Source organism: Duganella paludis (assembly GCF_054461335.1).
The window spans coordinates 2255310-2268424 of sequence record NZ_CM136922.1 but is presented as its reverse complement, the minus strand read 5'-3'; the positions used below and the strand labels follow the sequence as shown (position 1 = coordinate 2268424).

The 13115-nt window shown below is 65.3% G+C and carries 10 protein-coding genes; 5 read left to right on the top strand and 5 right to left on the bottom strand.

The window, feature by feature from the left end:
• Positions 1-7: 7 nt before the first annotated feature.
• The 4 genes from ACXZ1M_RS10185 to ACXZ1M_RS10170 are packed head-to-tail and all read right to left on the bottom strand — an operon-like array spanning position 8 to position 6157.
• Positions 8-1006 (bottom strand): response regulator, encoded by a 999-nt coding sequence (locus ACXZ1M_RS10185; RefSeq protein WP_459053045.1) that lies wholly within the window; start codon positions 1004-1006, stop codon positions 8-10.
• Complete coding sequence (locus tag ACXZ1M_RS10180; RefSeq protein ID WP_459053044.1) at positions 1003-4425, bottom strand: MHYT domain-containing protein; 3423 nt, start codon at positions 4423-4425, stop codon at positions 1003-1005. Before ACXZ1M_RS10180 ends, ACXZ1M_RS10185 begins: the two co-directional genes overlap by 4 nt.
• Before the next feature lie 52 nt (positions 4426-4477).
• Positions 4478-5437, bottom strand: a complete 960-nt coding sequence (locus tag ACXZ1M_RS10175) for an alpha/beta fold hydrolase (protein ID WP_459053043.1) — start codon at positions 5435-5437, stop codon at positions 4478-4480.
• A gap of 15 nt (positions 5438-5452) precedes the next feature.
• Positions 5453-6157, bottom strand: a complete 705-nt coding sequence (locus tag ACXZ1M_RS10170) for a dienelactone hydrolase family protein (RefSeq protein WP_459053042.1) — start codon at positions 6155-6157, stop codon at positions 5453-5455.
• Positions 6158-6394: 237 nt separating this feature from the next.
• Here ACXZ1M_RS10170 and ACXZ1M_RS10165 point away from each other — a divergent pair, with 237 nt between their 5' ends.
• From ACXZ1M_RS10165 to ACXZ1M_RS10155, 3 genes are read left to right on the top strand one after another with little or no spacing between them, the layout of a single operon-like run.
• Complete coding sequence (locus ACXZ1M_RS10165; RefSeq protein ID WP_459053041.1) at positions 6395-7663, top strand: efflux RND transporter periplasmic adaptor subunit; 1269 nt, start codon at positions 6395-6397, stop codon at positions 7661-7663.
• A complete protein-coding gene (locus ACXZ1M_RS10160; RefSeq protein ID WP_459053040.1) occupies positions 7660-8397 on the top strand; it encodes an ABC transporter ATP-binding protein in 738 nt (245 codons plus the stop codon). Before ACXZ1M_RS10165 ends, ACXZ1M_RS10160 begins: the two co-directional genes overlap by 4 nt.
• Before the next feature lie 5 nt (positions 8398-8402).
• Positions 8403-9626, top strand: coding sequence for an ABC transporter permease (locus tag ACXZ1M_RS10155; RefSeq protein ID WP_459053039.1), 1224 nt, complete (start codon positions 8403-8405; stop codon positions 9624-9626).
• A 12-nt stretch (positions 9627-9638) separates the two neighbouring features.
• Here ACXZ1M_RS10155 and ACXZ1M_RS10150 read toward each other — a convergent pair whose 3' ends face one another.
• On the bottom strand, positions 9639-10100 hold the full coding sequence (locus ACXZ1M_RS10150) for a hypothetical protein (protein WP_459053038.1): 462 nt from the start codon (positions 10098-10100) through the stop codon (positions 9639-9641).
• Positions 10101-10211: 111 nt separating this feature from the next.
• Here ACXZ1M_RS10150 and ACXZ1M_RS10145 point away from each other — a divergent pair, with 111 nt between their 5' ends.
• Both ACXZ1M_RS10145 and ACXZ1M_RS10140 read left to right on the top strand, forming a co-directional pair.
• On the top strand, positions 10212-11495 hold the full coding sequence (locus ACXZ1M_RS10145) for a BNR repeat-containing protein (RefSeq protein WP_459053037.1): 1284 nt from the start codon (positions 10212-10214) through the stop codon (positions 11493-11495).
• Between the two features lie 38 nt (positions 11496-11533).
• Positions 11534-13066 carry a S10 family peptidase gene (locus ACXZ1M_RS10140; protein ID WP_459053036.1) on the top strand — a complete coding sequence of 511 codons (1533 nt, stop codon included), beginning with the start codon at positions 11534-11536 and terminating at the stop codon, positions 13064-13066.
• Positions 13067-13115: the final 49 nt, after the last annotated feature.

Below are 13115 nucleotides of genomic sequence, written 5' to 3'. Positions count from 1 at the left end.
CTAGCCCTTATCTTTCGGCCCAGCGCTGCTTGATCTCCAGCAGCGCCGGCATCTGCTGGAAGAAGATGTCCACCAGCCGGCCTTCGAAGTGCTGCTCGCGCTGCGCCTGCATGTGGGCGACGGCTTTCTCCACCGGCCACGCCTCCTTGTACGGCCGCGCCGACGTCAGCGCGTCGAACACGTCGGCGATCGCCACGATGCGGCCCACCAGCGGAATCTCTTCACCTTTCAGGCCGTTCGGATAGCCGCTGCCATCCCACTTCTCGTGGTGGGTCATGGCGACGTCGTAGGCCATGGCCAGCATACCGCTCGGGTGCTTGCCGATGATGTCGCCGCCGATGCTGGCGTGCGACTGCATGACTTTCCATTCATCGGGATCGAGCGCGCCGGGCTTGCGCAGGATGCTGTCCGGGATGCCGATCTTGCCGACGTCGTGCATCGGCGAGGCGTGCAGCAGGTCTTCCGCCTCGGCCTCCGACATGCCCACCGCCAGCCCCAGGATGCGCGAGTAGTGGCTCATGCGGATCACGTGCAGGCCGGTTTCGTTGTCCTTGTACTCGGCGGCCAGGCCGAGACGCTGAACGATCTCCAGGCGCGTCTTCTTCAGTTCATCCACGCCCACCAGCGACAGGTGGTTGCGCACGCGCGCACGCACGATGGGCGGGCTGACCGGCTTGGTGATGTAGTCCACCGCGCCGGCGTCGAAGCCGACCACTTCGTCCTCGGTGTCGCTCAGGGCGGTGACGAAGATGACCGGAATGGCGGCGGTGCGTGGATCGGCCTTGAGCAGCTTGCAGGTTTCGTAGCCGGTCATGCCCGGCATCATGACGTCGAGCAGGATGAGCTGCGGCTGTTCGGTGCGCGCCAGTTCCAGCGCGCGCGGGCCGTCCTTGGCGAACAGCAGGCGGTAGTGGTCTTGCAGGATGTGGCGCAGCAGTTGCAGGTTGCTGGCTTCGTCGTCGACGACGAGGATCTGCGGCTGGTTCGGCTGGTGGGTGGTGATCATGGGTACTCCGTGGACAGGCTGGCCAGCAATGCTTCCAGTGCGGCCTGCGCCTGCGGGAAATCGAAATCGTTGAGGGCGTTCAGCACCGCGCCGAGTTGCTGCGCCAGTGCGGGCGGGGCGCCGGTCAGGGCGGCCGTCAGCGCGGTGAGGGCGGTGTCGTTCAGGGCGCCGCGTTGCAGGGATGGTAGCAGAGCGGCGGATTTTTCGCGCGCGGCAGCCGGATCGAAGGCCGCCGCCGGTGGCGTTTCCAGGCGCGAGCTGCGTGGTGGCGCCAGCGCGTGGACGGCGCTCAGCGCGGCGTCCAGCTGCGCGCCCAGCGTGCGCTGCGCCTGCGCCAGTTCGGTTTGCAGCGCCACCGTCAGTTCGCCGGGAGCGCCGCTGTCGCGTTGCGGCGAGCCGCACAGCCGCTCCAGCTGCGCCAGCGTGGCGGCCAGTTGTTCGAGGCCGATGTTGGCGGCTACGCCGCGCACCTTGTGGCACCAGGCCTGGGCTTCGGCCATGCGTAGTTCACTGCCGTCGGACAGCAGCTTGGCCAGCGTCGCCGCCGCCGTGCTGTAGTCGGCCACGAAGCGGTGCAGCGCCTGGTGGTAGGCCGTCTCCTGATCGCCCCAGCGCTGCAGGCCCGCTTTCTGATTGAGCACGCGGTGGCGCGGCGCTTCCGCCGGCGGCGGCGCCGAAGGCAGCGGCGCCAGCTTGAGCACTTTCGCAATCTCGTGCGACAGCGTGTGCCAGTCCACCGGCTTGGACGCGAAACCATCCATGCCGGCCGCCGCGCTGGCCTCGCGGTGCGCGGCCAGCACGCTGGCCGTCATCGCCACGATAGGCAAGTGCGCGGCGCCGTCCGGCTGCGCTGCCGTGAGCTCGCCTCGGCGTTCACGCTCGCGGATGGCGCGGGTGGCGGCCAGGCCGTCCAGGTGCGGCATCTGCATGTCCATCAGGACCACGTCGTAGCGCTGTTCGGCCGTCATCCGCACCGCCTGCGCGCCGTCGCTTGCGGTGTCGAGCGTGTGGCCGCGCTTGGCCAGCAGCAGCGACAGCAGCTCCAGGTTCTGCTGCACGTCGTCGGCCGCCAGGATGTGCAGCGGCGGCAGCGGATAGTCGCTGCGTTCGCCGCCCTGCGATGGATCGCTGCGCGCCGCTTCCAGCGGCAGCAGCACGTGGAAGGTGCTGCCCGCACCCAGCGTGCTCTCGGCCCAGATCTTGCCGCCCATGAGCGCCACCAGCTGGCGGCTGATGGTGGTCCCCAGGCCGGTGCCGCCGAAGCGGCGCGTCATCGAGGCGTCGGCCTGGGTGAAAGGATCGAAGATGGCGTTGATGCGCTCGGGCGCGATGCCGATGCCGGTGTCCTGCACGGCGATGTGCAACTGGCCCTGCTTCTCGCAGGCGCGCAGCGAGACCTTGCCGGCGGAGGTGAACTTGATGGCGTTGTCGAGCAGGTTGCCGAGGATCTGGCGCATGCGCAGCTCGTCGCCGTACAGCGACGCCGGCAGCGCCGGGTCGTAGACGATGTCGATGATCAGGCCCTTGCTGCGGGCGTTGCCGCCGAAAGTGGAGGCCAGTTCGTCGATCAGGCCCACCAGGCTGTAGTCGTCCGGCTCCAGCTCCATCGCGCCCTTATCCAGCTTGGCGGTGTCGAGCACCTCGTTGAGCAGGCGTAGCAGCGAGCGGCCTTCCTTGCGCACCGTGTCGAGGTGGCGGCGCTGCTCGGTGTTCAAGTCGGTGTCGAGCAGCACGTCGGTGAAGCCGAGGATGGCGTTCATCGGCGTGCGGATCTCGTGGCTCATGTTGGCGACGAAGCTGGCGCGCGCGGCGGCCGCTTGTTCGGCCGTCTCCTTGGCCTGGCGCAGCTGCTGCTCCATTTCGCGCCGTTCGCTGATGTCGAGGATCACGCCGTCGATCCAGCGGATTTCGGGATGGCTTTCGTCCTGGGTCACGGCGCCGTGCTCCCACATGAAGCGCTTGCTGCCGTCGGCGTGCAGCAGGCAGTACTCGACCTGGTAGTTGGCCAGGCCGTCGATGCTGCGCGAGATTTCGGCCGCCACGCGTTCGCGGTCCTCTTCGCAGATCAGGGAGCCGAGCGTGCGGGTGCGCGTGGCGCCGACGAAGTCGCTGGCCGGATAGCCAGCCAGGCGCCAGATGTTATCGCTGATGAACAGCGGCGGCGCGTCGAAGGCCATGCTGCTGCGGAAGGAGATGCCGGGGATATTGCCGATCAGCGAGCGGAATTGCTGCTCGCTGTCGCGCAGCGCCTGCATGATGGCGCGGCGCTCGGTGATGTCGGTGATGAACAGCACGAACAGGTCGCGCTGCGCCAGTTTGGCGTGACCCAGCGCGCGCCGGATCGGCACGCTGCTGCCGTCCTTGCGCAGGGCGATCACTTCGCTGCCCTTGCCGGTCACGCTGGCGTCGCCGGTGCGCAGGTAGTTGAGCAGGCCGTCGCGTTCCGAACGCTCGGTGTCGGCCATCAGCATGCGGATGTTGCGGCCGACGATCTCGTCGCGGCTCCAGCCGAAGATGCGTTCGGCCGAGGCGTTGAATTCGTGGATCACGCCGGCGCGGTCGACCGTGATGACGCCGTCGACGGTGGTGGTCAGCAGGGCGCGCATCCAGGCTTCGCTTTCGGCCTGCTGGCGGTACATCTCGCGGTAGCGCAGCATGCCGTTGGCAGCCATCACGAAGATGGTGAAGGCGACCGTGATCAGGGTGATGGCCAGCGCCAGGAAGGTGGAGTTCTGCTGCGGCGAGGCGTCCACCGGCAGCGTGCCAACGAAGCGCGCCGCCGCCATGCCGGTGTAGTGCATGCCGGCGATGGCGCAGCCCATGACGGCGGCGCTGATCGCGCCCAGCACGCGGCGCGGCAGCTTCAGCTCGCGCAGGCCGAAGCGGATCCACAGCGCCAGCGTGGCCAGCACCACCGCCACCACGATCGAGAGGCCGAACATGTAGGGGTTGTAGCGCAGGTCCAGCGCTGTCTGCATGGCGGCCATGCCGGTGTAGTGCATGGCGCCGATGCCGGCGCCCACCAGTACGCCGCCGACGATCAGCGAGGCCGTGGTCAGGCGCCGGCGGCTGATGATGGTCAGCGCCACATAGGAGGCGGCAAGGCTGGGCAGCACCGAGAGCAGCGTCAGGCCATGGTCGTAGTCGACATCGATGCACAAGTCAAAGGCCAGCATGCCGATGAAGTGCATGGCCCACACGCCGCAGCCCAGCGCCAGGCTGCCGCTGGCCAGCATGGCCGCGCGCAGGCCGCGCGTGCTGGCCAGGCGTGCCTGTCCGGCAACTTGCAATCCCATCCACGATGAGAATATGGCAACGAGTATCGAGAGCATCACCAGCCACGGCGCGTAGGTGCCGTAGTGGAGCAGGGAAGGATTGTCGGGCGGCGAGAAGATTTCCATCATGGTGAGGGAAACCATAGCACAGAAAAAAACCGCCCGGAGGCGGTTTGTTGCGAATTGTCAAAACTGTTTAAGACTTGGCGAAGGCCAGGAAGTCGGCGTTGAACTTGTCCTTGTGGGTGTCGGTCAGGCCGTGCGGCGCCCCCGGGTAGACGATCAGCTTGGCGTGCTTGACGATCTTGGCCGAGGCCTTGCCGGCGGCGTCGATCGGCACGATCTGGTCGTCGTCGCCGTGGATCACCAAGGTGGGCTTGTCGAATTTCTTCAGGTCGTCGCGGAAGTCGGTTTCCGAGAAGGCCTTGATCGAGTCGTAGGTGTTTTTGAAACCACCCTGCATGCCCTGCGCGTACCAGGCCTGGATGATGCCCTGCGACGGCTTGGCGCCCGGACGGTTGTAGCCGTAGAACGGGCCGGAGGCGATGTCCAGGTACAGCTGGCCGCGATCCTTGACCGAGCCGGCGCGGATGCCGTCGAACACTTCGATCGGCAGGCCGCCCGGGTTGGTGTCGGTTTTCAGCATCAGCGGCGGCACGGCGGAGATCAGGCCCAGTTTGGCGATGCGTTTGGTGCCGTGGCGGCCGACGTAGCGCGCCACCTCGCCGCCGCCGGTGGAGAAGCCGGCCAGGATGATGTTCTTCAGGTCCAGCGCTTCGATCAGCTGCGCCAGGTCGTCGGCATAGTGATCCATGTCGTTGCCGTCCCATGGCTGGCTCGAACGGCCGTGGCCACGGCGGTCGTGGGTGATGACGCGGAAGCCGTTATTGGCCAGGAAGAAGGCGGCCGATTCCCAGCTGTCGGCATTCAGCGGCCAGCCGTGGCTCAGCACCACCGGCTGGCCGCCGCGCGGGCCCCAGTCCTTGTAGTAGATCTCGACGCCGTCGCGGGTGGTGATGGTGCTGGCGGTCTTGGTGACCTTGCCCATCGGTGCGGCCACGGCTTCGGTGCCGACGGCGGCCAGCGCGGTGGCGGCTGCGGCGACGGCGCTGCCGACCATGGCGTTGCGGCGGGATGGGTTGATTTGTTCGGTCATGATGTGCTCCTTGGTTTAGGCTAAGTGTTGTTTGAAGAAGGCGTCGGTGCGGGCGTTGGCCAGGGTGGCGGCGGCCGTGTCGTAATGGGTGCCGCCGGGGCGCGCGAAGGCGTGGTTGCAGCCCGGGTAGCTATGCAGCTCGATGTTCGGGTTGTCCTTGAAGGCGGCGGTGATAACGGCTTGCGCATCCTTGCCGATGTATTCATCCTCCTCGGCCAGGTGGTATAGCAGCGGCTTGCCGACCTTGCCCGCTTCGGCCGCGTACTTCTCGGTGCCGCCGCCGTAGTAGGCGACGAAGGCATCGGCGTTATCACCGGCGCGGGCGGCGGTCAGGAAGGTCATCAGGCCGCCCAGGCAGTAGCCGGTGACGCCGACCTTGCCCGAGGCGCCCTGCATGCCGCGCGCCGCCGCCACGGTGGCGGCGATGTCGCCCACGCCGCCGTCGAAATCGTAGGCGCTGTACAGCGCGAAGCCGCGCGCCCAGTCGCCCGGGCTGTCTTCCGACATGTCGAGGCCTGGCTCGGCGCGCCAGAACAGGTCCGGCGCCACCGCGATGTAGCCCTTGGCGGCGTAGTCGTCGGCGATGCTGCGGATGCCGGCGTTGACGCCGAAGATCTCCTGCAGGACCACGATCACCGGCGCGCTGGCGGCGTTGGCGGGACGGGCCACATAAGCCTTGAAGCTGCCGTCGGCGACCTGGATGGTGAGGGTTTCTGACATGGTGTCCTCCGTTGTTTGGAGCACCCATCTTAGGGAGAAAACCGGGGCTTGAGAACGGACATTCCTGCAAAGCCGCATTGCAATTTTGCATATACCACGACGCAGGTACGACCGCCTGTGCCCTAAGTAATAGAAAGTGGATGGAAAACTGGTTTGTTGCTTTAAAAACAAATTTGTTTGATACTGAGCCGGCTGATCCGCATATCGCCGGATCTCACTACGAGAGTGTTGAAAACAATGGCTTTTTTGACTAAGAAGAAGATCGCGGTGGCCATCGGGCTGCTGGTGATTGTCGGCGGCGCGGCCGCCTACTATTCCAAAAGCAAGACCCCTGTGGTGGAAGCACCACGCTTCCGCACGGCGGCCGTCGATACCGGCAATATCACGCAGTCGGTGACGGCCACCGGCACCATCAACCCGGTGGCCCTGATCAACATCGGCTCGCAGGTATCGGGCACGGTGAGCGAGCTGAAAGCGGACTTCAACGACCGCGTGACCAAGGGCCAGGTGCTGCTGAAGCTGGACCCGACCATCTTCAACGCGCAGATCCGCCAGGCCGAGGCGCAGCTGGCGTCGGCGCGCGCCTCGCTGCGGCTGGCGCAGGCCACGCACTCGCGCAATCAAACGCTGGTGACGCAGAGCTTCATTTCGCCGCTGGCGCTGGACCAGTCCAAGCGCGAGGTCGATGTGGCGGCGGCCAATATCCAGCTATCGGAAGCGCAGCTGGCGCGCGCCCAGGCGGACTTCAACAACAGCGTGATCCGCGCGCCGATCGACGGCGTCATCATCAAGCGCACGGTTGACCTGGGGCAGACCGTGGCGGCGTCGTTCACCACGCCGCAGCTGTTCCAGATCGCGCGCGACCTGACCAAGATGCAGATCGATACCAGCGTCTCGGAAGCGGACGTCGGCGCGCTGAAGGAAGGGCAGGAGGCGCGCTTCGTGGTGGATGCTTATCCGGACAAGGAATTCAACGCGCGCATGCGTCAGTTCCGCCTGGCCGCCAACGTGGTGGCAAACGTGGTGACCTACAACGTGGTGCTGGATGTCGACAACCAGGACGAACTGCTCAAGCCGGGCATGACGGCGCAGGTGCGTCTGCTGGTGGGCAATCGCCAGAATGTGCTGCGGATTCCCACCGCCGCGCTGCGTTTCCGCCTGAGCGACGAGGAAGTGGAGAAGCAGAAAAAACTGGAGGAAGCCGTAGCAGCAGGCAAGACGGCATCGGCTTCCGCATCGGCTTCCGCATCGGCTTCCGCTTCTGCCTCTGCTTCGGCCAGCGCGGTGGCGGCGGCGCAAGAAGACGACACCTCCTTCCGCAGCAAGGCCGACCTGGCGCGCTTGTTCCGCATCTACACGCTGGACACGCACAACCAGCCCAAGGCGCTGGACGTGAAGATCGGCCTGTCCAACTTCCGCTACACCGAGGTGGTGGGTGGCGACTTGAAAAAGGGCGACAAGGTCATCACCCGCGCCATCGGTACTGAAAAAGAAGGTGAGCTGTGAGCGGACATGCGGGCGAACTGCTGATCGATATCCGCCAGGTTACCAAGAGCTACTTCTCCGGCAGCGTGGAAACGCAGGTCCTGTTCGGCATCGACCTGGCCGTGCCGCGCGGTGATTTCCTGGCCGTGATGGGGCAGTCCGGCTCCGGCAAGTCGACGCTGATGAACATCTTCGGCTGCCTGGACCAGGCCACCGGCGGCAGCTATTTCCTCAACGGCGTGGACACCCTGACGCTGTCGCGCAACGAGCTGGCGACCATCCGCAACCGCACCATCGGCTTCGTGTTCCAGAGCTTCAACCTGATCAAGCGCATGAGCGTGGCGGAGAACGTGGCGCTGCCGCTGATCTATGCCGGCGTGTCGCGCGCCAAGGCGCACGCCAAGGCCCTGCTGGAGCTGGAGCGCGTGGGCTTGAAGGAGATGGCCAAGCGCACGCCGAACCAGCTGTCCGGCGGCCAGCAGCAGCGGGTGGCGATCGCCCGCGCGCTGGTGGGCGATCCGCCGCTGATCCTGGCCGATGAACCGACCGGCAACCTCGATACGCAAACCAGCGAGGAAATCATGCGCTCGTTCCAGCAGTTGAACGAGGAACGCGGCATCACCATCCTGCTGGTGACGCACGAACCGGACATCGCCGCCTACAGCAAGCGCCTGATGCGGCTGAAGGATGGACACGTGCTGTACGACGGCCCTTCCGCCGAAGGCCTGCTGCAAATGAAAACCTTAACGGTATAAACGATATGAATATTTTGCAGATCGTGGTGGAGGCGTTCCGCTCTATGCTGGCGAACCGCCTGCGCACGCTGTTGACCATGCTGGGCATCATCATCGGCATCACCTCGGTGGTACTGCTGCTGGCGGTGGGCGACAGCATGAAGCGCTTCATCGCCAAGGAGCTGGAGCAGTTGGGCACCAATATGCTGTTCATCTCGCCCGGCGGCGACCGCGCGCAGCAGCAGCGCATGCGCAACGGCGCGCAACCGGCGCTGACCGTGCGCGACGCGGCGGCGCTGGACCAGCTGCCATCGCTGGCCGGCGCGGCGCCGGTGCTGCAGGGCGGCTTCAATATCGGCGTCGGCAACGAGAACTCGTCGAAGACCGTGCACGGCGTGACGCCGGCCATGTTCAAGATACGCGGCTGGAAGGTGGACAAGGGCAGCGCCTTCAGCGACGCCGACGTGCGCGCCGCCGCGCGCATGGTGGTCATCGGCCGCAAGGTGGCGGACCAGTACTTCTACAAGCAAGACCCGCTGGGCAAATTCATCCGCATCGAGAACGTTTCGTTCCAGGTGGTGGGCGTGCTGTACGGCGAGGGCAAGCAGGTGGATGGCGGCGATTTGAGCGAATACGTGATCGTGCCGATTACGGCGGCGGCGGCCAACCTGGTCAAGATGCAGTTCCCCGGCAATGTGCACTACGTGGTGGCGCAGGGTAAATCCGGCGGCAACCTGCAGGATGCGATCCAGGACATCAACGAAACGCTGCGCGACCGTCACCACATCAAGGTCGACCAGCCGGACGACTTCCGCATCGATAACCTGGCCTCGTTCGCCGAGACGGCGCAGAAGATCAGCGCCGGCATCGCGCTGCTGCTTGGCTTGATCGGCGCGATCTCGCTGGTGGTGGGCGGCATCGGCATCATGAACATCATGCTGGTGTCGGTGACCGAGCGCACGCGTGAAATCGGCATCCGCATGGCGATCGGCGCCAAGCCGCGCGACGTGCTGCTGCAGTTTTTGACGGAGGCGGTGGTGATCTGCCTGGTGGGCGGGATCTTCGGTATTTTGCTGGCCAGCGGCGCGGCGGCGGCGATCACGGCGACCGGAAAGTTCGACGTCATCATCACCTTGCGGGCGGTGGTGGTGGCCTGCGGATTTTCCAGCCTGGTGGGCGTGTTCTTCGGCTTCTATCCGGCACGCAGGGCGTCGCGCCTGCTGCCGGTGGATTGCCTGCGCTACGAGTAGTTAATAGTCGACTCAGTATTCGAACTTGCTGCTGCGGCCCGAGGCCTTGGCATAGATGGTGTGCTCGGCGCGTTCCTGGCGCACTGCTTCGCGGCGCTCGCGGTTGGCCTGCATGCGTTCTTCGCGGCGCGCGTTCTGCTCGTCGATGCGCCGCTGCGTGGCCAGGCCCTGCTTGCTGTTGTGTAGCAGGCCGAATTTCTGGCGCAGGGCGGCGGCCCACAGCAGGAAGATCAGCAGCAGCGCCGCCACGTAGGCGGTCTGCCACAGGCCGTAGTTCTGGCTGATGATGGGCAGCAGCGGCGCACCCTGTTCCAGCCAGCCCTGTCCCAGCACGCCAAGTCCGGCCGCGAGAGCGCCCAGGCACAGGGTCTTGATGATCATCCAGCGGCTGGCCTTGATGCGCGACTCCCAGAAGGTGTGCGGATCGTCGTTCAACTGGTCGAGATAGGGCGTGTGGTTGTGTTGCGTGGTCATGGCGGCAATGTGTGGAGGCGCTCGGTTGCGGTGGATATTATCGCATAGTTTGCCGTATGGAAACTCCGTTGGTTTTGATTCAAAACAGGCTTTTTGCACTATCATGGCAAGATGATAAAACGTTTACTTTCGGCGGCCTTGCTGGCTGCGTCCTTACACGTTGCCGCCGCGCCGGTCGAGTCCACGGTGGGGCCGGGCTGGGCCAACAATTCGGTCAACGCCGTGGTGTTCCGCAAGAATTCGCTGGTCACGCATGGCGACACGCAATATGTGGCCTACTACGACGCCGAGCGTTACCTGGTGCTGGGCAAGCGCAAGCTTGGCGGCGCCGAGTGGACCACGCGTCGCACGCCGTGGCAGGGCAACGCGGCCGATGCGCACAACGCCATCAGCATCATGGTCGATGGCGCCGGCTACCTGCATGTGTCGTGGGACCATCACAACAATCCGCTGCGCTACGCGCGCGGGGTGGCGCCGGGCTCGCTGGAGCTGGGCGCCAAGCTGGCGATGGTCGGCGCCGATGAGGCGGAAGTATCGTATCCGGAGTTCTACCGTCTGCCCAATGGCAATCTGCTGTTCTTCTACCGCCTGGGCGGCTCGGGGCGCGGCGACCTGATCATCAATCGCTACGACGTCGCCACCGAGCGCTGGACCCGGCTGCACACCAATCTCATCACCGGCGAGGGCAAGCGCAACGCCTATTGGCAAGCCTTCCTCGACCATCGCGGCACGCTGCACCTGTCTTGGGTGTGGCGCGAATCGCCGGACGTGGCCAGCAACCACGACATGGCCTATGCGCGCTCGCCCGATGGCGGCGTGACCTGGGAGCGTTCGGACGGCACGCGCTACGCCTTGCCGATCAGCGCGGCCAGCGCCGAATACGCGCTGCGCATTCCGCAGAACAGCGAGTTGATCAACCAGACCTCGATGGCGGCCGATAGTGAAGGGCGTCCCTACATCGCCAGCTACTGGCGTGACGCCGGTTCCAGCGTGCCGCAGTACCACGTGATCTGGCACACCGGCACGGCATGGCAGGTGCGGTCGCTGGACTTCCGCAAGACGCCGTTCTCGCTGGGCGGGCAGGGCACCAAGCGGATTCCGATCTCGCGTCCGCAGATCATGCTCGGTGCGGCCGGTGGCCTGCTGGTGTTCCGCGATGAAGAGCGCGGCAGCAAGGTGTCGGTGGCCAGCATCGCCGATTTCGCCAGCGGCGCATGGCAGCTGCGCGACCTGACGGCGACCTCGGTCGGCGCATGGGAGCCCAGCTACGACACCGAGCTGTGGCGCCGCAGCGGCATACTTAGTCTCTTTGTACAGGATGTTCAACAAGTTGATGGCGAGGGCCGCGCCGCCGTGCCACCGTCGCCGGTGTCGGTGCTGGACTGGACACCGTAAGCGCTCTACTATGGGCGCTTTCAACCTTGAGAGATGCCATGAAATCCAAGCTTGCCCTATCAATGCTGCTGGCCATAAGCTGCGCCGCATTCGCCCAGGACGCCGACAAGGCGCCAGCCCTCACCAAGGAGCGCGCCGCCGAGCTGCAGGCCAGCGAGCGTCTGCTCAAGGCCGAATCGCAGGTCAGCAAGACCGGCCAGGTGACCATCAAGGGCAAGCTGGTGCCGTACAAGGTTACGGCCGGCACGCAGCCGGTGTGGGACAAGGATGGCAAGGTGACGGCATCGCTGTTCTACACCTACTACCAGCGCAGCGACACCGCCGACAAGGGCAAGCGGCCGCTGGTGATTTCGTTCAACGGCGGTCCCGGCTCGGCGTCGGTGTGGATGCACGTGGCCTACACCGGCCCGAAAGTCTTGAACCTGGACGCGGAAGGTTATCCGACCCAGCCTTACGGCGTGAAGGACAATCCGCACTCGATCCTGGACGTGGCCGACATCGTCTACATCGATCCGGTCAACACTGGCTTCTCGCGCATCCTGGACGGCAAGGCCGACCGCGCGCGCTTCTTCGGCGTCAACGCGGACATCCAGTACCTGGCGGAGTGGCTGAGCACCTTCGTTTCGCGTGAAGGCCGCTGGACCTCGCCCAAGTATTTGATCGGCGAAAGCTACGGCACTTCCCGCGTGGCCGGCCTGGCGCTGGAACTGCAGAACGCGCAGTGGATGTACCTGAACGGCGTAGTGCTGGTGTCGCCGACTGAACTCGGTCTGAAGCGCGACGGCGTGATGGATGATGTACTCAAGCTGCCGTACTACGCGGCCACCGCCTGGTATCAGAAAGTGCTGCCGGCGGACCTGCAGGCCAAGGATCTGAAGGACGTGCTGCCGGAAGTGGAGGCCTTCACCACTGACGAATTCCTGCCGGCGCTGGCCAAAGGCGGTTTCATCGACCCGCAGAAGAAGGTGCAGATCGCCGCCAAGGTGGCGCGCTACTCGGGCCTGTCGGTCGAATACGTTTTGCAGAACAACCTGGCGGTGCAACCGCAGCAGTTCTGGAAAGAGCTGCTGCGCAAGCAGGGCAAGACCGTGGGCCGTTTGGACTCGCGCTATATCGGCATCGACAAGAACGACTCGGGCGACAAGGTGGACTACAACGCCGAGCTGACCTCGTGGTTGCATTCGTTCACGCCGGCCATCAACCAGTACCTGCGCGTGGACCTGGGCTACAAGACCGACATCAAGTACAACCTGTTCGGCGACGTCCATCCGTGGGACTTCAAGAACGAGAACACGGGTGAGAACCTGCGCCTGGCGATGGCGGCCAACCCCTACCTGAAGGTGCTGGTGCAGTCCGGCTACTACGACGGCGCCTGCACCTACTTCGACGCCAAGTACACCATGTGGCAACTGGACCCGAGCGGCAAGATGAAGGACCGCCTGCAGTTCGCCGGCTACCGCAGCGGCCACATGATGTATCTGCGCGCGGAAGACCTGGCGACCTCCAACGAAGACCTGCGCAACTTCATCCGTTCCGCCACCCCGGCGCCGAACGCGCCCGCCAAGTACTGATTTTTATCGTTCCATCGTCCTCCCCCGGCGGCGTTTCGTCCGCCGGCGT

Bases quoted from the DNA above. Each gene is read 5' to 3' on its own strand.
- ACXZ1M_RS10170 (WP_459053042.1), bottom strand. From the start codon at position 6,157: ATGTCAGAAACCCTCACCATCCAGGTCGCCGACGGCAGCTTCAAGGCT.
- ACXZ1M_RS10185 (WP_459053045.1), bottom strand. From the start codon at position 1,006: ATGATCACCACCCACCAGCCGAACCAGCCGCAGATCCTCGTCGTCGAC.
- ACXZ1M_RS10175 (WP_459053043.1), bottom strand. From the start codon at position 5,437: ATGACCGAACAAATCAACCCATCCCGCCGCAACGCCATGGTCGGCAGC.
- ACXZ1M_RS10155 (WP_459053039.1), top strand. From the start codon at position 8,403: ATGAATATTTTGCAGATCGTGGTGGAGGCGTTCCGCTCTATGCTGGCG.
- ACXZ1M_RS10145 (WP_459053037.1), top strand. From the start codon at position 10,212: ATGATAAAACGTTTACTTTCGGCGGCCTTGCTGGCTGCGTCCTTACAC.
- ACXZ1M_RS10180 (WP_459053044.1), bottom strand. From the start codon at position 4,425: ATGGTTTCCCTCACCATGATGGAAATCTTCTCGCCGCCCGACAATCCT.
- ACXZ1M_RS10150 (WP_459053038.1), bottom strand. From the start codon at position 10,100: ATGACCACGCAACACAACCACACGCCCTATCTCGACCAGTTGAACGAC.
- ACXZ1M_RS10165 (WP_459053041.1), top strand. From the start codon at position 6,395: ATGGCTTTTTTGACTAAGAAGAAGATCGCGGTGGCCATCGGGCTGCTG.
- ACXZ1M_RS10140 (WP_459053036.1), top strand. From the start codon at position 11,534: ATGAAATCCAAGCTTGCCCTATCAATGCTGCTGGCCATAAGCTGCGCC.